General features: G+C 73.0%; 16 protein-coding genes and 1 tRNA gene. 4 read left to right on the top strand and 13 right to left on the bottom strand.

The window, feature by feature from the left end:
* Positions 1–88: 88 nt before the first annotated feature.
* The 5 genes from ACFYO9_RS37055 to ACFYO9_RS37035 form a co-directional block, all read right to left on the bottom strand.
* Positions 89–730, bottom strand: coding sequence for a helix-turn-helix domain-containing protein (locus ACFYO9_RS37055; protein WP_355816862.1), 642 nt, complete (start codon positions 728–730; stop codon positions 89–91).
* Positions 731–1059: 329 nt separating this feature from the next.
* The gene (locus ACFYO9_RS37050; RefSeq protein WP_358778669.1) at positions 1060–2859 is read right to left on the bottom strand and encodes a DEAD/DEAH box helicase; all 1800 of its coding nucleotides are present in this window, start codon (positions 2857–2859) and stop codon (positions 1060–1062) included.
* Between the two features lie 82 nt (positions 2860–2941).
* A complete protein-coding gene (locus ACFYO9_RS37045; protein WP_358778670.1) occupies positions 2942–3271 on the bottom strand; it encodes a hypothetical protein in 330 nt (109 codons plus the stop codon).
* 9 nt (positions 3272–3280) lie between these two features.
* Positions 3281–3499, bottom strand: coding sequence for a DUF397 domain-containing protein (locus ACFYO9_RS37040; protein WP_358778671.1), 219 nt, complete (start codon positions 3497–3499; stop codon positions 3281–3283).
* The gene (locus ACFYO9_RS37035) at positions 3496–4350 is read right to left on the bottom strand and encodes a helix-turn-helix transcriptional regulator (protein ID WP_388667080.1); all 855 of its coding nucleotides are present in this window, start codon (positions 4348–4350) and stop codon (positions 3496–3498) included. Before ACFYO9_RS37035 ends, ACFYO9_RS37040 begins: the two co-directional genes overlap by 4 nt.
* 110 nt (positions 4351–4460) lie before the next feature.
* Here ACFYO9_RS37035 and ACFYO9_RS37030 point away from each other — a divergent pair, with 110 nt between their 5' ends.
* On the top strand, positions 4461–4916 hold the full coding sequence (locus tag ACFYO9_RS37030) for an ATP-binding protein (RefSeq protein WP_358778673.1): 456 nt from the start codon (positions 4461–4463) through the stop codon (positions 4914–4916).
* Here ACFYO9_RS37030 and ACFYO9_RS37025 read toward each other — a convergent pair.
* Together ACFYO9_RS37025 and ACFYO9_RS37020 are read right to left on the bottom strand one after the other, a co-directional pair.
* Positions 4884–6218, bottom strand: coding sequence for a fibronectin type III domain-containing protein (locus ACFYO9_RS37025; protein ID WP_358778674.1), 1335 nt, complete (start codon positions 6216–6218; stop codon positions 4884–4886). The genes ACFYO9_RS37030 and ACFYO9_RS37025 overlap by 33 nt on opposite strands.
* 169 nt (positions 6219–6387) lie before the next feature.
* Positions 6388–6915, bottom strand: a complete 528-nt coding sequence (locus ACFYO9_RS37020; protein ID WP_358778675.1) for a DinB family protein — start codon at positions 6913–6915, stop codon at positions 6388–6390.
* 143 nt (positions 6916–7058) lie between these two features.
* On the opposite strand from ACFYO9_RS37020, the gene ACFYO9_RS37015 reads away from it, so the two are divergent.
* The 3 genes from ACFYO9_RS37015 (at position 7059) to ACFYO9_RS37005 (ending at position 11536) form a co-directional block, all read left to right on the top strand.
* A complete protein-coding gene (locus ACFYO9_RS37015) occupies positions 7059–7814 on the top strand; it encodes a VOC family protein (RefSeq protein WP_358778676.1) in 756 nt (251 codons plus the stop codon).
* 2737 nt (positions 7815–10551) lie between these two features.
* Positions 10552–10623, top strand: a tRNA-Cys gene (locus tag ACFYO9_RS37010).
* Positions 10624–10726: 103 nt separating this feature from the next.
* On the top strand, positions 10727–11536 hold the full coding sequence (locus ACFYO9_RS37005; protein WP_358778677.1) for a hypothetical protein: 810 nt from the start codon (positions 10727–10729) through the stop codon (positions 11534–11536).
* A 31-nt stretch (positions 11537–11567) separates the two neighbouring features.
* Here ACFYO9_RS37005 and ACFYO9_RS37000 read toward each other — a convergent pair whose 3' ends face one another.
* From ACFYO9_RS37000 to ACFYO9_RS36975, 6 genes are all read right to left on the bottom strand, one after another.
* Positions 11568–13865, bottom strand: a complete 2298-nt coding sequence (locus ACFYO9_RS37000; RefSeq protein ID WP_355816844.1) for a molybdopterin cofactor-binding domain-containing protein — start codon at positions 13863–13865, stop codon at positions 11568–11570.
* On the bottom strand, positions 13862–15772 hold the full coding sequence (locus ACFYO9_RS36995; RefSeq protein WP_358778678.1) for a 2Fe-2S iron-sulfur cluster-binding protein: 1911 nt from the start codon (positions 15770–15772) through the stop codon (positions 13862–13864). Before ACFYO9_RS36995 ends, ACFYO9_RS37000 begins: the two co-directional genes overlap by 4 nt.
* Entirely contained in the window at positions 15769–16674 is a 906-nt protein-coding gene (locus ACFYO9_RS36990) for an FAD binding domain-containing protein (RefSeq protein WP_355816838.1), read from the bottom strand. The genes ACFYO9_RS36995 and ACFYO9_RS36990 overlap by 4 nt, the downstream gene beginning before the upstream one ends.
* A 321-nt stretch (positions 16675–16995) precedes the next feature.
* Complete coding sequence (locus ACFYO9_RS36985; RefSeq protein WP_358778679.1) at positions 16996–18621, bottom strand: beta-N-acetylhexosaminidase; 1626 nt, start codon at positions 18619–18621, stop codon at positions 16996–16998.
* A 138-nt stretch (positions 18622–18759) separates the two neighbouring features.
* Positions 18760–19065, bottom strand: coding sequence for a DUF3039 domain-containing protein (locus ACFYO9_RS36980; RefSeq protein ID WP_355816832.1), 306 nt, complete (start codon positions 19063–19065; stop codon positions 18760–18762).
* A gap of 15 nt (positions 19066–19080) precedes the next feature.
* Positions 19081–20313 carry an MFS transporter gene (locus tag ACFYO9_RS36975; RefSeq protein WP_358778682.1) on the bottom strand — a complete coding sequence of 411 codons (1233 nt, stop codon included), beginning with the start codon at positions 20311–20313 and terminating at the stop codon, positions 19081–19083.
* Between the last annotated feature and the right edge of the window lie 49 nt (positions 20314–20362).

The raw sequence follows: 20362 nt of genomic DNA, 5'->3' as shown, positions 1-20362 counted from the left end.
GTGACGGTGCTCTGAGCCGTGGCGGGGCTCATCGCCGGCTGCGCCGAGCTCGTCCTCAAACGCCGGACGGGCTGTATCTCACCCGTCCTCAGCGCAACGCGTCTGCTACCTCGCGCGCCGCGTCCACCACTCGCGGCCCCACCCGCTCCGGCACCGCGTCGGCCAGCATGACGACGCCCACGCTGCCCTCCAGGCCCGTGACGCCGACCAGCGGCGCCGCCGCCCCGCTCGCGCCCGCTTCCAGTTCGCCGTGGGTGAGCGCGTAGCCGGGGTCGGTCACCAGGCCCTGCCGGGCGGCGAGTATCGCGCGGCCCGCGGCGCCCCGGTCCAGCGGGTGGCGGAAGCCGGTGCGGTAGGCGACGTGGTAGTCCGTCCACGTGGGCTCGACCACCGCGACCGCGAGGGCCTCCGTGCCGTCCACGAGGGTCAGGTGCGCCGTCGCCCCGATGTCCTCCGCCAGCGAGCGCAGCGCCGGCAGCGCGGCCTCCCGTACCAGCGGATGCACCTGGCGGCCGAGCCGCAGCACGCCGAGGCCGACGCGGGCGCGGCCGCCCAGGTCGCGCCGGACGAGGGCGTGCTGTTCGAGCGTGGCGAGCAGGCGGTACACGACGGTCCGGTTGACCCCGAGTTTGGTGGACAACTCGGTGACCGTCAGTCCGTGGTCGGTGTCGGCCAGCAGCTTGAGGACGCGCAGTCCTCGGTCGAGCGTCTGAGAAGTCTCCGCGGTCACGACGCCCACTCCTTAGGTGAGGGTCGGCGACCCCCTTACGCGGCGGTTGCGTCGCCGGTCCCGTGGGCGACGCGCGTCAGAGGCCGCCGGTCGGAACACCGGCTGCGCTCCGCGGCGGCGCTGCCACGGGGCGTGTGCTGTGCGGGGACATTAGCGAGGCCGTCCCGCTCAGCGGAAGACTTCGTCCAGAATCCGGGCACCGGGACGCCCCTAGCGCCCCCGATTGCCCCGTTACGCGGTGGCCGCCGGTGCGGGGGCGTGCACGCACTTCGCACACCACCTCCCCACTCGGAACCCCCGCCTCACCCCCCCCCGCCTCACCCTCCGGCTCACTTCATCCGGGTCGCCCACTCCTGGACCTTCTCGATGCGCTGGCGCAGCTGCCCGGCGGTGGCCTCCGCGCTCGGCGGCCCCCCGCAGGTGCGCCGCAGTTCGGTGTGGATCACCCCGTGCGGCTTACCGCTCTGATGCACGTACGCGCCGACCATCGTGTTGAGCTGTTTCCGCAGCCCGAGGAGTTCCTTGTGCGAGACGACCGGCCGCCGCTCGGCGGGCAGCTCGAGCAGGTCCGCCTCGCCGTCCGGCTTCTTCTTGCTGTGCGCGATCTGCCGGGCCTGCCGCTTCTGCAGCAGCATCTGCACCTGGTCGGGTTCGAGGAGCCCCGGGATGCCGAGGTAGTCCTGCTCCTCCTCGCTGCCGGGGTGGGCCTGCATGCCGAACTCGGCGCCGTCGAAGAGCACCCGGTCGAAGACGGCCTCGGACTCCAGGGCCTCGAAGGAGAACTGCTCCTGCTCCCCGGTGTCCTCGTCCTGCTCCTTGTTCGCCTCGTCCATCTCCTGCTCGGACTCGGCGTAGGGGTCCTCCTCGCCCTCCTTCTTCGGCTTGTCGAGGGCGTGGTCGCGCTCGACCTCCATCTCGTTGGCGAAGGTGAGCAGGTCGGGCACGGTGGGCAGGAAGACGGAGGCGGTCTCGCCGCGCCGCCGGGACCGTACGAAACGGCCGACGGCCTGCGCGAAGAAGAGCGGGGTGGAGATGGTGGTCGCGTACACGCCCACCGCGAGGCGCGGCACGTCGACGCCCTCCGACACCATGCGGACGGCGACCATCCACCGGTCGGTGCTCGCGGCGAAGTCGTCGATGCGCTGGGAGGCGCCGGTGTCGTCGGACAGGACGACGGTGGCCTTGCTGCCGGTGATCTCACGGATCAGCTTGGCGTAGGCGCGCGCGGAGTCCTGGTCGGAGGCGATGACGAGGCCGCCCGCGTCCGGAATGGCCTTCCTGACCTCGCTGAGCCGCTTGTCGGCGGCCTTGAGGACGTTCGGCATCCACTCGCCGCGCGCGTCCAGCGCCGTGCGCCACGCCTGCGAGACCGCGTCCTTGGTCATCGGCTCGCCCAGCCGCGCCGCGATCTCGTCCCCCGCCTTCGTGCGCCAGCGCATGTTGCCGGAGTACGAGAGGAAGATCACGGGCCGCACGACGCCGTCGCCGAGCGCGCTGCCGTAGCCGTACGTGTAGTCGGCGGAGGAGCGCCGGATGCCGTCGTTGCCCTCCTCGTACTGCACGAACGGGATCGGGTTCGTGTCGGACCGGAACGGCGTACCGGTGAGCGCGAGGCGGCGGGTGGCGGGCTCGAACGCCTCAAGGCACGCCTCGCCCCAGGACTTGCTGTCCCCCGCGTGGTGGATCTCGTCGAGGATCACCAGGGTCTTGCGCTGCTCGGAGCGGTTGCGGTGCAGCATCGGCCGGACGCCGACGCCCGCGTACGTCACGGCGACGCCGTGGTACTCCTTGCTCAGCGGCCCCGCGCTGTACTCGGGGTCGAGCTTGATGCCTATACGGGCGGCGGCCTCGGCCCACTGCTTCTTCAGGTGCTCGGTCGGCGCGACCACGGTGACCTGCTGGACGACGTGGTGGTGCAGCAGCCAGGAGGCGAGCGTGAGCGCGAACGTCGTCTTGCCGGCGCCCGGGGTGGCGACGGCGAGGAAGTCTCGCGGCTGCTCCTGGAGGTACCGGTCCATCGCACCCTGCTGCCAGGCACGCAGCTTGTTGGCGGTGCCCCAGGGCGCTCGCCCCGGGAAGGCGGGCGAGAGGTGGTGGGAGGAGTTGGCGGCGGCGCTGGTGGTAGTCACGGTCTCCGGGTTCGCGGGTCGGCGGCACGTATGACAACCGGGCCACCTTACCGGTCCGCCCCTCTTGGGGCCCGCCCCCTCCTCAGCGCCGGGGGCGGCGCCGGTGCGGTCGGGCGGCGCCGGGTCGGCGGGCCCGCCACGCGAGGGTTCCGCGCCTCCGTCCGCCCCGGCCTCGGCTCGCCCAGGGGCCGTCCGGCGACAGCGCGGGGCTCTGCCGTTCGGCCTGGGCCTGGATCTCGACGTGGGCCTCGTGGGAGGTGATGCGGTACGCCTCCTCCCACGCCGCGAGCGCGCCGGCGAGGGCGGCGCCGCCCGTACCGCGGCGTCGCACGCGCCGTGCCAGCCACGCGAGGGCGGCGAGGACCGCGGCGAAGCCGCCGAAGATCACCAGGAGCGGCAGCGCGTTGCCCATGCCCTATTCCTACGCCTGTGAGTTCCGGGAGGCGTACGGGAGGAAGGTGGACCAGGCGGAGGGGGTGAGAGTGAGGTGGGGGCGGTCGGGGGTCTTGGAGTCGCGGATGTGGATGGTGTGGGGGGTGGGGGCGACCTCGACGCAGTCGTTGCCGTCGCCGCTGCTGCTGTAGCTGCTCTTGAACCACTCGAGTCCGGAGGCGCCCCCGGCAGAAGCCTTGCGGATCATGTTTCTCCCAGCAGTTGCTCGATGAAGGCCAGCGACGCCCGTGGCCTGAGAGCCTGAGCTCGGATCATTCCATAGCGCAGCTCCAGGGTTCTGAGCTGCTTGGGATCAGAGACAGGGCGTCCGCTGTACGCCCCCTCGGAACGCCCCACCGCTGTGCCGTCAGAGAACTTCAACACCTCGATCAGTCCGCCCGTACCAGGGTGCTCTTCACAGTCGGTCGGCATCACCTGGATCGACACGTTCCTCAACTGCCCTACCTCAAGCAGGCGTTCGAGTTGCCGCCGCCAAACCATTGTGCCCCCGACCGGGCGGCGCAGCGTCACCTCCTCCTGGACAAAGCTCAGCGTCGGCATGGGATCTCGCTCGAAGATGGCACGCCGACCCAACCGAGCTGCAACCATTCCGTCCATCTGATCCATGGAGTAGGCGGGCAGCCACCCCAGGAAGAGCGCCCGCATATGCTCCTCCGTCTGCAGCAGGCCATGGATGTTGTGGTTGCTGTACAGGGAGACCTCGACGGCCCGCTCCTCCAACTTCGCAAGTTCGCGGACCTTCTTCGGGTAACGAGCCTCCCGCATCTCCTTCTTCATGGCCGAGACCAGGCCGCCCGCGTCGAGGACCTCGTCCACCTTGTCCAGGTACTCGGGGCGAGGGATGCGCGCCCCGCGTTCGATCTTGCGGACCAAGTCCTCCCCGTAACCGATCGCCTCCGCGAACTCCGCCACCCGCAGGTTCGCCGTTTCTCGCCGGAGTTTCAGCTGGCTGCCGACCATCTCGACCACCGCGCTGATCTCGTCCTCGGGGTCCACGTCCCAACCGGGCTCGTCCACACCGTCGTTGCCTTCCACCACGCCACCTCCGCCGGGACAGCCGGGACAAGCCGGGACAACGTCAGGACAGACTCCGTACGCACGGCCCGCCCCGCTGTCCACGGTACGCACAGGCAGCCACGCTGAGTGACGTGAACCAAGAAACCACCCGGGCCAAGGCCCACGCCCCCGCACACCAGTTCACGATCCTGCTCTCGGCGACCCGCAGAGGCGCGCGGCTGGCGCGGCTGCTGACGCGGGAGCAACTGTGCAGCTGGGGACGGCCGTTCGAAACGGCGGAGCAGATCGTCGCCGAGCTGGCGAACAACGCCGTGCTGCACGGGCACGTGCCGGGGAGGAGCTTCCGGCTCGCGCTGACGCTCAGCGCGGCGAACACCCTCCGTATCGGGGTGACGGACGCCCGGACGGACCGTACGCCACCCCGAGACCCCCAACTGCCTTACGCGGACGCCGAGTCGGGGCGGGGGATGGTGCTGGTCGCGGCGCTGGCCGACCGGTGGGGTACGGAGCCGGGGCCGCCGCCCTGCAAGACGGTGTGGGCGGAGATCGACGCGTCAGCCGGTGGGCGTACCCGACACCTCGGGTGAGAGCGCGGACTCCAGACCGTCCTCGTTGACGGTGGCGACGGCGTAGTAGTACGTCGTGCCGGCGGTCAGGCCGCGGTCCACGTACCGCGCATCGGTGGTGGACTGCCTGAATTCGGCGTTCTCCTTGGTGACGCCGGGGGTGGTCGAGCGGTAGACCCGGTAACCGGTGATCCGTGACTCGTCGCTCCCGTACGGCACGACGTACCAGTCGAGCCGGACGCTGCCCTGGCCCGGGGCCACGTCGTAGACCTGTGTGGCGCCGGGCGGGCGCGGGGCCGCGTACGCCGGCCTGACAGACGCGGAGGCGGGCGAGGGAACCCCCTGCGTGGACGTGGCGACGACAGCGTAGAAGTAGTCGCGCTCGTCCTCGCCCACGGTGGCGGTGTACTCGATCTGCGTGGTGGTGCCCACGCGGTGGGCCGCGTCGCCGGTATCGACCGGGGAGGTCCGCGACCGGTACACGGTGTAGGAGGAGACGGGGACGTCCCGACCCTGCGACCACCGCAGGGTGAGCCGCTTGCCCACGATGTGCGAATCAGCCAGGTCGGGGGCCTTGGGGGTGGTGGCGGGGGCGGCGGTCTTGGTGCCGGTCTCCCAGTTCGACCCCGACGACTCGTTCCCGACGGAGTCGACGCCGCGGACCTCGTACACGTACATGCGGCCGGGTTCGCCCTTCGTGTCGCGAAGGGTCAGCGAGGTCGTCGAACCCACCTTTACCCAGGGGGAGTTGGGAGACGCGGCGCGGTACACGACGTACTTCACGGAGTCCGAGTCGCCGCTGCGCCAGGTCAGCGTGACACCGCCCTCGTCCTCGCGGACGCGGGTGAGGTCGCGGGGCGCGAAGGGCGCGACGGTGTCCCGGGTGCCGCGGCGGGGTTCGGTCCAGGGCGAGACGTGACCGGCGTCGTCCAGGGCGCGGACCCGGTATGCGTACGTGACGTCGGGGTCGGCGGCACGGTCGACGTACTCGGCCGTGGACACGGTGGCGACCGTCTCGTAAGAGCCGACCTCGTCCGGTCCGGCGCCTTCGGCCTCGGTGCGGGAGACCTCATAGGCGGTGGCCGCGGGGAGCGTGCTCCAGGAGAGCGAGACGGCCTCGCGCCCGGAGGTGACGTCGAAGCTCTCCGGGGCGTCGTACAGGGGATTGTCCGGCTGGTCCGGGGCATCGGCCGCGCGGGCGACGGAGCCGGTGCTCGCGGCGGGCGCGGCGGCGTGGGCGGTGCCGGTGAGGCCGAGGGCGAGGAGGACGACGGTGGCCGCGGAGGCGACCGCGGCCGGGCCGGGACGTAAGTGATGAGACACGGCTGGCGTTCCCTTTCCGATGGAACCACTGGGGCGGTACGGGGGTACGGGATGCAGTCGTGGGGGGAGTTGGCGGTGCGCGGTGCGGATGGTGCTGTGGGGGCACAGCACTGTAGCTGTCGCCGAGCGCGGGCCGGGAGGCGGCGCGCCCGGCGCGAGGAGGGCCCGGTCAGCCCATGGTGCGGGCGCCGTCCAGGGATTCGCGGATGATGTCGGCGTGCCCCGAGTGCTGGGCGGTCTCGCCGATGACGTGCAGCAGTACGCGGCGGGCCGACCAGCGCGTGCCGGGAGCGGACCAGGGGGCGTCGGGGAGCGGGTGGTCCACATCGAGGTCGGGTAGCGTGCCGACCAACTCATCCGTGCGACAGGCGACTTCGGCATACGCGTCGAGTACGCCGGTCAGCGTCTCTCCCGGCAGCATCCGGAACTCGTCCGCGCGGGCTGCCCAGTCGGCCTCGGTCATGTCGGTAACTCCGCCCAGCGCCGCCGGGCCCTCCTGGATGAAGGCGGCCCAAATTCGCTCGACCGACGTCACGTGCTTGATCAGGCCCCCCAGACACAGCTCGCTCTCGGTGGTACGGAGTCCGGCCTGTTCGTCGGTGAGGTCGCGGACGGCGTGGCGCAACGAGCGCCGGTGTCCGGCCAGCGCCGCCAGCAGCTCGGCACGCTCACCGTTGTTGGTCGTGGTCTCAAGCATGACTTCAGCCTCCCGCTGGCCCCGGCTCTCCCTGACAGCCGCCACACTAGACACCAACTAGGTCAGATACTGACCTAGTTGCTGCGACGGTCCTTCGATCGCCGTCCCACGCGACGGAAGATCTTCGCTCTAGGATCGGCGGCATGACGACGCGACTTGTCCAGATTCATCTGAAGGCCCGGGACGACGCGGCGCTGGGCCGGTTCTGGGCGGAGGCGCTCGGCGGCTGGGGCGTGGACAGCGAGGGGCCGGGCGTGACCAACCTCGAACCCGAGGGCTTCGCCTACCCCGACCCCAGCGCGATCGTCATCGACGTCGTCGCCGACCCGCAGCCCAAGTCGGCGAAGAACGGCGTGCACGTCGACTTGGCCACGCGCTCCACCGCCCATCAGGCGGAGTTGGTGGCCCGCCTCCGCGAACTGGGCGCGACGCCCGTCGACGTGGGCCAGGGCGACGTCCCTTGGGCGTGCCTCGCCGACCCCGAGGGCAACGAGTTCTGCGTGCTCGAACCCCGTGAGCTCTACCGGGACACCGGCCCGGTCGGCGCGGTCGTGGTCGACTGCGCCGATCCTCGCGCCATGGCCCGCTTCTGGGACGAGGCGATGGACTGGACGTTGCACGAGGTCTCCGACGACCTGGCGCGGCTGCGGTCCGCCCAAGGCGTGGGCCCGTACCTGGAGTTCCTGCGTACGCCAGGTGTGCGCACGGAGTGGAGCCGTTCCGCCCGGCCCCGCGTCCACCTCGACCTGCGCCCCTATCCCGGCGGCGACCACGTCGTGGAGGCGACCCGGCTGCGCGCCCTGGGCGCCACCGGCATCGACTTCGGCCAGGGCGAGGCGCCCTGGACGTGCCTGGCGGATCTGGAGGGGAACGAGTTCTGCGTGCTGGGAGCGGCGTGAGGTGAGGTCCCGCGGGGCTCGCCTTGCCCGGCACCTCCGGTGGGCCGGTGCCTTCGATCCGTACCGGGGCCGCCCGGGGTTTTGCGGAGTGTGGCGGTTCCGGGCCGCGAGTAAAGGGCGCTCCCTGCGGTCGCGTCGGCTTCGCTCCACCCTTGACTCCCTTCCCTCCACCGCGACTTGACCTTCGACCCGGACGGCCAGGGGCGAGGCCGACGGGAACCGGGGGTTGGGTCATCACGTCTCGCTGCCGAGTGCGGACCGGTCCATCGTGCGCCGACGCCACGGTGCGAGCTCGGCCCACGGCCAGTCTGTTCGGGTCATCCGGTCGCGCTGCCGGGTGCGGACCGGCTCATCGTGGGCGGGGCCACGGTCGGGGCTCGGCCCGGAGGTCACCCTTCGCTGGCCCGGTGCCTTCGATTTCTACCGGGGCCGCCCGGGGTTTTGCGGAGTGTGGCGCCTCCGGGCCGGCAGTAAAGGGCGCCCTTCGGGCGTCGGCTCCGCCGATTCCGCTCCGCTCCACCCTTGACTCCCGCCCCTCCACCGCGACCTGAACTTCGACCCGGACGGCCAGGGGTGAGGCGGCGGGCGAGGCTGGGATGGTCATCACGTCTCGCTGCCGGGTGCGGACCGGCCCAACGTGCGCCGACGCCCCCGTGCGAGCTCGGCCCACGGCCAGTGTGGTCGGGTCATCGACTTTCGCCGCCGGGTGCGGACCGGCCCAACGTGCGCGGAGGCCACGGTACGAGCTCGGCCAGCCGCGCGGCATCCCCGCTCGGGTCATCACCTTTCATCGCCGGGTGCGGACCGGCCCATCGTCGGCAGACGTCACCGTCAATGCGCTGCCCGGGGACAGGGGGCTGCCACCTCTGGGGGTCTGTCACCTACTTCGGGAAAGTTGCGAATGAATATGCCGCACGCCCCCCTCCCACACCCCAAGCGCCCCCGGAACCAGCCAGTCCGCCGAGAGGGACGGGGTGGGTGGGTGCTCTACGGGAGGTGGGGTTGGTGAGGCTGCCGGGATCTGGTGGCACACGAGGTGCGTGGGACGAATGGGTTCGGTGGGGCCACCGGGTTCGGCGGAGGGACCAGATCCTGCGATCGGGCACCCACCCGGCGGCGCGCGGGGCGCGGCTGGGGGGCGCGCGGAGATCCGCTTCGCAACTTTCCCAAAGTAGGTGCCAGACCCCCAGCAAAGTTGTCGTGGCCCATGAGGCCTGTGGGACGGATGGCTTCCGTGGGGCCACCGGGTTTGGCGGAGGGGCTGGACCATGCGGTCGAGACCCGCTGGGCGGCGCGCGGGGTGTAGCAGGGGGCGCGCGGGCCTCTGCTTCGCAACTTTCCCAAAGTAGGTAACCGAGGAGGGAAGGGTGGGGCCGGACGGGCCGGACGTCCGAGAACGGGCTTACGTCCCCGGGGGCGCATCCGGTTGGTGAGGGGGCGCGCGGCGCCTCGCTTCGCAACTTTGCCGAAGTAGGTGCCCGACCACGAAGGCTGAGGGCCCGCGCGGCGTGGCCGGGCGGCTGGCCGAGCGCGCACCGGGGCCGCCGCCCACGATGGGCCGGACCGCGCCCGGCAGCGCAAGCCGATGCCCCGGGCAGCGATGCCGCGTGGACGGCCGAGCCGCAACCCTGGCCCGCGCCCACGATGGACCGGGCCGCACCCGGCAGCGAAAGTCGATGACCCGACCACACCGGCCGTGGGCCGAGCTCGCACCGTGGCCCCCGCCCACGTTGGACCGGTCCGCACCCGGCAGCGAAACGTGATGACCCAACCCCCAGACCCCGCCGGCCCCACCCCTGGCCGTCCGGGTCGAAGGTCAAGTCGCGGTGGAGGGACGGGAGTCAAGGGTGGAGCGCAGCGGAATCGGCGAAGCCGACGCGACCGCAGGGAGCGCCCTTTACTGCCGGCCCGGAGGCGCCACACTCCGCAAAACCCCGGACGGCCCCAGTAAGAATCGAAAGCACCGGGCGAGCGAAGGGTGACCTCCGGGCGGACCCCCGACCGTGGCCCCCGCCCACGATGAGACGGGCCGCACCCGGCAGCGAAAGGGGGTGGCCCGACCACACCGTCCGTGGGCCGAGCTCGCACCGTGGCACCCGCCCACGATGAGCCGGGCCGCACCCGGCAGCGAAAGGGGATGGCCCGAGCAGCGTGGCCGTGGCCGAGCTCGCACCGTGGCCCCCGCCCACGATGGACCGGTCCGAACCCGGCAGCGAAACATGATGACCCAACCCCCAGACCCCGCCGGCCCCACCCCTGGCCGTCCGGGTCGAACGTCAACGTGCGGTGTAGGGACGGGAGTCAAGGGTGGAGCGCAGCGGAATCGGCGAAGCCGACGCGACCGCAGGGAGCGCCCTTTGCTCACGGCCCGGAACCGCCACACTCCGCAAAACCCCGGGCGGCCCCGGTGACCTTCAACGTCTCAGGTCCCCCGAAGGGTGACCTCCAGGCCTCACCCCTACCGTGGCCCCGCCCACAATGGGCCGGTCCGCACCCGGCAGCGAAAGGTGATGAGCCGAGCAGAGTTGCCCGTCGGCCTCACCCCTGGCCGTCCGGGTCGAAGGTCAAGTCGCGGCCCCGGTACGAATCGCAGGCGTCGGCCCACCGAAGGCACCGGCCACCCCCCGCCCCCCTCCCCCTTCATGAACGCCATATGGCAGTCCCATTGCGGCACGCCGCAATCTCTTGAGGCGCGGACACGGACCCCGCTACCTTCACTGGGTCAGGTCAACGACACGGCCGTGTGCCCGAGTGGCTTAGGGGCTGGACTGCAAATCCAGTAACGCGGGTTCGATTCCCGCCACGGCCTCAGGTCGACGCGACTGCCGGCGCAGCGCGAACGCACCCACGAAAGGGGTGGTCCTCACCGGACCACCCCTTTCGCGCGCCCCACCTCAGTAAGGTGGGCGGCCGTGGAAGCTGGGGACTACATCGCGGCCGGCAGCGCCATCGTCGCGGCGGCAGCCGCCTGCACCGCCTGGTGGCAGGGCCGCACGGCCCACCGTGCCGCCCTCGCCGCCGAGACGCAGGCCCGTGCCGCACTGGCCCAAGTCGAGTTGCTGCGGGAGCAGTTGGACCACGAGCGAGCCTTGCGCGACGAGGCCGACCGGCCGGTCTTCGCCGTCGTCGAGACGGACGTGCGCCGGAGCGGCGGCACCCCCGACATCCTCGTCGTCGTCCGGCAGACCGGCGGCTCCCCGGTCGCCGAGGCCCGGGTCACGGTCCATCTGAACGACGAGCCGGCCATGGTCGTCGACGCGGGCGACGACGGCGTACTGATCTGGCGGCACACCGCCCCCGGCGCCACGAAAACCCTGCGGATCCGGACGGCGGACCGGCACCTGGGCGAGCTGGAGATCCGCATCGACCTGACGTGCCGGGAGGCGTACGGCGAGCGGCAGTGGTCCTGCCGCGCGCTCGGGTACGTCCGCGAGGACTGGCGCCGGGACACGCTGGCGCTGGGCGGGGAGGAGGGGGTCGGGCGCCGGGCGGGACACGTACCGAATGGCCATCAATCGGCACAGCACGTACCCCTACCCGCACCACCCCGTCCGGAGGACGAAGGGCTCCCCCATTACCCCTGGATCCCCCGGATCCACTCCCCGTTCATCGTCCGCCCGGACGACGCCGGCCTCCTCGCCGTCACCCCGCTGCCCCTCAGGACCCGCCCCCCGGAGGACCCCGACCCCACAGGCCCGCACCACCTCAGCGGCATCTGGTAGCCACGCCCGCGCACACACCACCGGCGACCCGTCAGGTCGCCACCGCCGCCTGGGGGCGGATCGGCAGGCGGTTGACCGGGCGGCCCGTCGCCGCGCGGACCGCCGAGGCGACCGCCGCCGGTGACGTCACGACCGGAACCGCGCTGGCCGCCTTCGCGCCGAACGGAGCCACTACGTCCCGCTCCTCCACCAGCTTCACGATGCGGATGTCCGGGGTGTCCAGGGCGGTCGGCAGGGCGTAGCCGGTCAGGTCGGGGTGGCGGACCAGGCCGCGCGGGGTGCGGAGGTTCTCGGTGAGCGCCGCGCCCACGCCCTGCGTGACGCCCGCCTCGATGCGGGCCCGCAGCTGGGCGGGGTTGAGGATGCGGCCCACGTCCTGGGCGACGGCGAGCTCCACCACCCGTACGGAACCGATCTCGATGTCGACGTCCACGACCGCGCGGATCGCACAGAACGCCATGCCCACGAAGGCGTCGCCCTGGCCGGACTCGTCGAGCGGCTCGGTCGGGTGGGGGCGGCACTGGGCCGTGGCCCAGAGCTCCTTGCCCTCAAGGGCCTCGGTGACGGTCGTGGAGAGCACCCCGTCGTACGACGTGATCTTGCCGTCGTTGATCTGGAGCAGCTCGGTGGACATGCCGAACTTGTGGGCCAGCGGCTGCAGCAGCTGCGTACGGACCATCTTCGCCGCGCGCTCCACCGCCCCGCCGGACACCCAGGTGTGGCGGCCGCGGCAACTGGGGCCCGCCGGCGGCTGGTCGGTGTCGACCGGCGCGACCCGCACGTCCTCGATGCCGAGCGTCTCCTGGACGATCTGGCGGGCCAGCGTGGTGAAGCCCTGGCCGGTCTCGACGGCCGCGCAGAGCACGGTCGCCGCGCCGTCGTGGACCTTCACGGTGGCCGTGGAGACCTCGTCCGTGCCCTCGGCGCCCAGGAGTTGGACCATGCCGAGGCCGTAGCCGACACCCCGGCGCACCGCGGCCGGCTCGCCCGCGCCCTCCGGCCCTCCGGGCAGCAGCCACTCGTCCTCGGGGGTGTCCTTGGGCAGCTCGGGGAGGGGGAAGTCGCGTACGGCGGCCAGGAGTTCGGCCACCGGGGCGGGGCAGGTCACGGTCTGGCCGGTGGGCAGGATGTCGCCGGTCGCCATCGCGTTGCGCAGCCGCACCTCGGCCGGGTCGATGGACAGCTTCTTGGCGATCTTGTCCATCTGCGCCTCGTACGCGGCGCACACCTGCAGCGCGCCCTCGCCCCGTACGTGCCCGGACGGCGGGTTGTTCGTACGGACCGCCCAGCCCTCGATGAAGGCGTTCGGCACCACGTACGGGCCGCAGGCGAAGGAGACTGCGGCGGCCAGCGCCTCCGAGGACGTGTCCGCGTACGCGCCCGCGTCGAGCAGGATCTGCGCCTCCACCTTGACCAGGCGGCCCTCGCCGTCGGCGTGGTGGCGGTAGCGCAGCAGGGTGGGGTGGCGGTGGGCGTGGCCGAGGAAGGACTCCTCGCGGGTCGCGGTGAGCTTGACCGGGCAGCCGGTCCGCAACGCGAGGAGCCCTAGGGGCAGTTGGAAGCTCGCGTCCTCGCGGTCGGCGCTCGCGCCGGGCACGCCGGTGACGACGACCTTCACCCGCTCCGGGCTGACGCCGAAGCAGGCGGCGGCGCGGTCGCGGTCGGCGTGCGGGTCGGTGGAGGCGATGTACAGCTCCACTCCCCCGTCGGGGCGCGGCACGGCGAGGCCCGCCTCCGCGCCGATCGGCGCCGGGTCCTGGCGGCCGATGCGGTACAGGCCCTCGACGACCAGCTCGCCCGCCGCCTCCGGGTCGCCGTGGCGCAGCGGGATGTGCCGGATCAAGTTGCCGTCGGGGTGCAGCGGTTCGGCCTCGAAGGCCTTCTCCGGGTCGGTGACCGGTTCGAGGACCTCGTACTCGACGATGACGGCCGCGGCGGCCATCCGCGCCGTGTCGGGGTGGTCGGCGGCGACGGCGGCGATGGGCTCGCCGTGGTGGCGTACGACGTCGGCGGCGAAGACCGGGCGGTCGGCGGTCCTGCGGCCGTGCAGCGGCTCGCCGGGGACGTCCTCGTGCGTGACGACGGCGTGGACGCCCGGCATCTCCAGGGCGTGGCGGGTGTCGATGGAGACGATGCGGGCGTGCGCGTGCGGGGAGCGCAGGACCGCGGCCCACAGCAGGCCCTCGGCCCACAGGTCGGCCGCGTAGGGGAAGGTGCCCTCGGTCTTCACCCGGGCCTGCGCGGACGGCAGTGACGCGCCGATGCCGAGCCGCGGCTCGGTCTCCTGCGGGGCGGCGCCGGGCGCGGGCGCGGTGGCTTCGGTGGTCACGCGTGGCCTCCGTCCTGGCCGTAAGGGCCCTGCGGTCCTTCGGGTTCGTACGGACCGTCGTAGCCGTCGTCGTAGCCGCCCTCGTAGCCGCCGTCGAGCGAGGCCGGGTGGACGCCGCCGTCGCCGGGGCCCGCCTGGTGCGGGATGCGGGCCGTCTCGGCCTGCCGGTCCTCGTCCTGGGCCGCGGGTTCGGTGGCCGCCGCGGACTCCTCGCGCTCGGCGACCACCTCGCGCACGGCATCGAGCACGCCGCGGTAGCCGGAGCAGCGGCAGAGGTTGCCGCACAGCGCGCGGCGGGTCTCCAGGTCGCTGGGGGCGGGGTTGCCCTCCAGGAGGTCGTGCACGGTCATGGCCATGCCGGGCACACAGAAGCCGCACTGCACGGCGCCGCACGCGGCGAGCGCGCGCTGCACGTCGGAGGGCTGCCCGTCGGTGGCGAGGCCCTCGACGGTACGGACCTCGCTGCCCGCGGTGGTGGCGGCCGGCACCAGGCAGGAGGCGACGAGCCGCCCGTCCACCTGGACGTTGCAGGCCCCGCACTCGCCCTGCGAGCAGCCGTCCTTGGCGCCCGCGAGACCGAGCCGCTCCCGCAGGACGTAGAGCAGCGACTCGCCGATCCAGGCGTCGGTGACGGGCCGGTCGGTGCCGTTCACGCGCAGGACGTACGAGACGAGGGGGTGGTCGTCGTGGAGCGGGGTGGGGACGGGCTCGGCGGCTTCGGTGACGGTGGTGGCCTCGGTGGGCTCCTCCGCGAGGGCCACCGCCTCCGTGGCCTCGGCGGCGTGCGGGGCTTCCGGCGTTTCTTCCGGTACGCCGGGTTCGTCCGCCGCGCCCGTCTCTTCGGGTACGTGCGCTTCGTCCGACAAGTCCGCGGGCTCGGCGTCGACTTCGGATTCCGCTTCGGGTTCGGTTTCGGCTTCGGGTTCTGTTTCGACCTCGACCGGTTCGTCGACCTCTACCGGCTCGTCGACCTCTACCGGCTCGGCAGCCTCTTCGGCCGGCTCGTGCACCGGCTCTTCGAAGGGCGCCTCGGCCGGTCCGGCCAGCGGCTCCGACGGGGCGTCCCCGGACGGGATCCGGATCGCCCGCAGCAACTGCGTCTTCTCGAAGCGGCTCTCGGTCTCCGCGGAGCCGTCCGGCGCGGGGGGCGGCGGCACCTCCGTGCGGAGAGCCTCCTGCGCCTGCGCCCCCCAGGGCGCACCGGCCCCCGCCCCCGTCGCCCACGGCGCGGGCGCGCCGCCGGGCAGGGTCGCGGGCGGCGTGCCGCCCCACTGGGAGGCCAGCGACGACGCGGTGAACTCGCCGGACTCGTCGGGCAGGTCACCGCCGGCGACCGGGATCGACCACTGGCCGGTGACGTCGGCGGGCGGCGCGGCGACCGGCTGCCCGTACCCGTCGCCGTACTCCCGCTCCCGGCCGAAGTCCTGCTGTCGGCCGAAGTCCTGCTCGTACGCCTGTCCGTGGCCGTACGTCCGGTGCTGCGCCTGCGCGGCCTCCGCCTCGGCGAGACTCCACTGCCCGGTCGCACGCGGGTCGTACGCCTGCCCCTCAGCGTGGCCGTGCTCAGGGTGACCGTGCTCCACGTGGCCGTGATCCCCGTGGCCGTGATCCACATGGGCCTGGGGCGCCGCGCCCGCCTCGGGCCACCGCACCGCGTGCCCGGCACCGGCAGCACCCGTCACCTCGGGCGGCATGACCCACGTGCCGGTGGCCGCCGGGTCGGTGGCGTCGGCGGTGGCGGGGGTGACCGTTATCTGCGGCGGGACGTACCCGTGTCCGGGCGCGGCGAGCGGGGCGTCCAGCATGCCCTCGGGGAGCTGCACGAACGCCGTGGCGTCGGAGTCGTACTCGCCCTGCGGGTGCGGCTGCCAGCCGCCGCCGTTGTGGGTGTTCTGGTCGTCGCTCACGACAGCGCCCTCCCCAGTGCTCGTCGGGCCAGCGCGGCGACGGTGCGCCGCAGGTGCAGTACGGCGGGCGACAGTGGCTGTTCGGTGCCGTCGGCCGCCGGGGGCTGGTCCGGGATGCAGGCGGTGGCGACGTACTCGCCGAAGGCGGTGACCGCCTCCGGGACGAGGCTGCCGCGCCCGCCGTCCCAGTCGATCAGGGAGGCCACCCACTCCTCGGCCTCCAGCGGCCGCAGCGGCATCGGCGCGATGGCGCCGACCGCGCAGCGCACGCCGCGCCGGGCCGGGTCGAGGACCAGCGCGACGGAGGCGGACGCCCGGCCGGGTCCGGTGCGTCCCGTCGCCTTGAGGAAGACCTGGGGGGCGTGCAGGAGCGGTACCCGCACGAAGCCGATGAGCTCGCCGGGGCGGAGCATCTCCATGCCGGCGAGGAGGTGCGAGACGGGGAGCTCGCGGCGGGCGCCACCGGGTCCCGCGATGATCAGGACCGCTTCGAGGGCGGCGAGCACGGGCAGCGCGTCGCCGGTCGGCGCGGCGGACGCGATGTTGCCGCCGAGGGTGCCCGCGTTACGGATCTGCGGCGGTCCCGCGGCGCGCGCGGCGGCGGCCAGGGCGGGGATCAGCGCGGCGAAGTCGGGGCGGCCCATGCGGGCGTGGGTGAGGCCGGCGCCGAGCAGGGCGTGGCCGTCCTGGTACTGCCAGCCGCGGATCTCGCTGATGCGGCCGAGGCCGACCAGGGCGGCGGGGCGCAGCTGTCCCGAATTGACCGAGGCCATCAGGTCGGTGCCGCCTGCGACGGGCACGGCGGCGGGCATGGCGGTGAGTGCCGCCACGGCCTCGTCCAGCGTGGCGGGCAGCTTCACCGACTGCGGTGTCCGTGTCGCCTGCGGTGCGTGCGTGCTCAAAACCGGCTGCCCCTTCCCGATGTCCGGCCGCGTACTCCACGTACGACGTGTAGGTGGAGTGCTCGCCGTTTCGCGACGTGTCACCGTTACGCCTGTTCCGCCGTACGGTACGTGCTCACAACCCGGACGTGGCAACTCTGGCACATTCTCCCCGGCCCTCGACGCGGGGGTCCACTAGGAGGCATTCGCCCCTGGTACGGGGGGATGTGCCGGTTTGACGGGGCCTCTCCCGGTGGGGTGAATTGCCCCCATGCTCCCGGCGCGGGCCGCCGGGAGCACGCACAGGGAGCACACCCAGGGAGCACACACCCGCGGGCTCTCTCACACGTTCGGGGGCGCCCCCTCGATCGGGCGTCCGAGCACACCCGGGCGCTGCTGTCGCGGCAAAGGACCGGTCGGCGGACGGTAGTCGACGCCGAGGGCGTCAAGTCGCGGGTAGTGCGCGGTCATTCGGCGCTCGAAGTCGGCGTAGTCGCGCTCGGCCGGGGCCGGCAGCCGCCGCCACGCCACCTCGCAGAACGCGGCCAGACGCGGGAACACCTGGTAGTCGACGCGTCCTTGGTGCTCCATCACCTCGGTCCAGACGTTGGCCTGGGTGCCGATGACGTGGGCCGCCTCCTCCTCGGTGAGCTCGGCGGGGACGGGCTCGAAGCGGTAGACGTCCTCCAGGGTGCGGACGAACCCGATGGGCACCGGCTCGTCGGGGCCGCCGTCCTGACGGTGGTCCAGATACACGTGCTGCTCGGGGCACATGACGACGTCGTGGCCGGACTTGGCGGCCGCGATGCCGCCCCGGTAACCGCGCCAGGACGACACGGTGGCGCCCTCGGCGAGGCCGCCCTCCAGGATCTCGTCCCAGCCGATGAGCCGCCGGCCGCGGGCGGTGAACCAGCTGTCGAAGTGCCGGATGAACCAGCTCTGCAGCCCCTTCTCGTCCTCGACGCCCAACTCCTTGATGCGGGCCTGCGCGGTGGCCGACGCCTTCCACTGGTCCTTGGGGCACTCGTCGCCGCCGACGTGGATGAACGTGGAGGGGAAGAGGTCGAGGACCTCCTCGAAGACCCCCTCGTAGAAGCGGAGTACGTCCTCGGTGGGAGCGAGCACGTTGGGGTTGACCCCCCAGGTGTCCCAGACGGTGAGCGCCTCGGTGTCGACGACGTCGGTGTTGCCGAGGTGCGGGTAGGCGCTGATGGCCGCCTGCGAGTGGCCGGGGATCTCGATCTCCGGGACGACGGCGATGTGCAGCGAGTCGGCGTACGCGACGATCTCGCGGATGTCGTCCTGCGTGTAGTACCCGCCGTGCGGGCGCTCCTCCCACAGCGGCGAGGCGCGGTGGCCCCACTTGGTGCGGGACCGCCAGGAGCCGGCCTCGGTGAGCTCGGGGTGGCGCTTGATCTCCACGCGCCAGCCCTGGTCGTCGGTGAGGTGGAAGTGGAAGACGTTGAGCTTGTGGGCGGCGAGCAGGTCGAGGTAGCGCAGGACCCCGTCCTTCGGCATGAAGTGCCGCGAGACGTCGAGCATCATGCCGCGCCAGCCGAACCGGGGGGCGTCCTCGACGAGGCCCGCCGGGACGGAGTGCTCGGCGCCGGGCCGCACCGGCGCGCGCCGGAAGGCGTCGGGGCCGATCAGCTGGCGCAGGGTCTGGGCGCCCCAGAAGACGCCGGAGCCGGAGCCGCCGCGGATCTCGACGCGGTCGGCGTCGACGGTGAGCCGGTACGCCTCCGGCTCCAGGGAGCCGTCCACGTACAGGGAGAGGGAGTTGCCCGCCCCCTCGGTCCCGCCGGGGAGCGGCAGGCCGAGCGCGGGCCCGAGGGTGGTGCGCAGCCACCGCTCGGTGGTCCCGGTGCCGGGGCCCCCGTACAGGGTGGTGGAGGCGTCGATGACGAAGGAGGAGCTCTGCGTGGCCTCGGCGCGTGCGGGCGCCGGGATGAGTTGCCCAAAGGTCATGAAGCCACAGGCTGTCACGCGATTGCGCAACGCAAAAGGGGCGTTGCGGCTGGCGCAACGCCCCTCGGGCGAAAGGGTCTCGAAAGGGCCTCACACGGGACCGGAAGGGTCCGGCGAGGGACCGGAAGGGCTACAGGGCTACTTGCCGCCGCCCTTGCCGTCCTTGCCGCCCTTGTCGTTGTCGCCGCCCGCGCCCATGGACTCGTAGATCTCCTTGCACATGGGACAGACGGGATACTTCTTCGGGTCGCGGCCGGGGACCCACACCTTGCCGCAGAGCGCGACGACGGGCGTGCCGTCGAGCGCGCTCGCCATGATCTTGTCCTTCTGGACGTAGTGCGCATAGCGCTCGTGGTCGCCGTCACCGTGCGACACCTGCGGCGTCGGCTCTACGAGGGTCCCCGTACCTGCCCCGCGCTCGGGCTCGGGCTCAAGAGTGCTCATAAGGGCCAAGGGTACTCACGCCCGGCGCGAACCGTCAGCGCCCGTACGGGCGGGGGCACGGCCACCCGTACCGGCGGACTCCCGGTCACCCGTACCGGCGGGCCCTCGGCCATCCGTACCGGCGGGGCCGCGCCCCACCAGGTGCAGGGCGAGCCCGGCCGCCGCCACCGCGGCGGCCGCCCAGGGCAGGTCGCGCGGGGCGAGGCCCGCGGCGAGGGCGAGGCCCGCCGCCCCGGAGCCGACCGCGCTGCCCAGGTACAGGGCGGAGTTGTTGAGCGCGAGGGCCACCGTGCCGCGCTCGGCACGCAGCGCGAGCAGGCGGTGCTGCTGCGGGACCTGGAACGCCCAGCCCGCCGCGCCCCAGACGACGAGCGCGGGGAAGGCGGCCGCGCCGAGCAGCGGCAGGACGCCGATCGCGACGACGAGGGTCGAGACGATCCCCGTCACGAGCGCGACCACCCGGCCCGTACGGTCCACCAGCGGCCCGGCGAGCAGACTGCCGAGCACCCCGCCGATCCCCCACGCCCACAGGTACGGCGCCACCTCGCCCCCGCCCACGCCGCCCGACGAGGCCAGCACCGGCGCGAGGTAGGTGTACAGGCCGAGGCTCGCCACCGCGCCCAGGAAGGAGACGCCCACGACGGGCAGGACCGCGCGGTCGGCGAGCGCCCCGAGCCGTGCCCGCACCGGCACCGGCGGCTCGGCGGGCACCTGCGGCAGCCACGCCGCGAGGCCGAGCAGCGCGACCGTGCCGAGCCCCGTCACCAGCCACATCGTCGCCCGCCAGGACGTGTGGTCGGCGAGCAGTACCCCCAGCGGCACACCGAGCACCGTGCCCGAACTCATCCCGCCCATCACCATCGCGAGCGCCCGCCCGCGCCGCTCCGGTCCTGCGAGCGTGGCGGCCGCCGCCGTGGAGAGCGCCGAGTAGACCCCGGCCCCGGCCCCCGCCACCGCACGCGCCAGGAGCAGCACGGCGAGGCCGGGCGCGAGGGCGGTGAGCGCGTTGCCCAGTGTGAAGACGGCGAGCGCGGCGATGACCAGGAGGCGCGGCCGCACCCCGGACAGCAGCCCGGCGACGAGCGGCGCGCTCACCGCGTAGGCGAGGGTGAAGACGGTGACCATCTGCCCGGCGAGCGAGACGGTCGTGCCGAGGTCACCGGCGACCACGGGCAGCAGCCCCGCCATCACATAGGCGTCGAGCCCCAGCGTGAAGGACCCCACCATCAACAGCCACACCTTGCGCACCGCGCTCAACTCCCTGTTCCCCGGCGTTCCCCGGCGTTTCCCGGCGTTC

This window comes from Streptomyces sp. NPDC005863, assembly GCF_042871345.1.
GTDB lineage: Bacteria > Actinomycetota > Actinomycetes > Streptomycetales > Streptomycetaceae > Streptomyces.
Note: the sequence above shows the minus strand (reverse complement) of the source record. Positions and strands in the feature narration are given on the sequence as shown.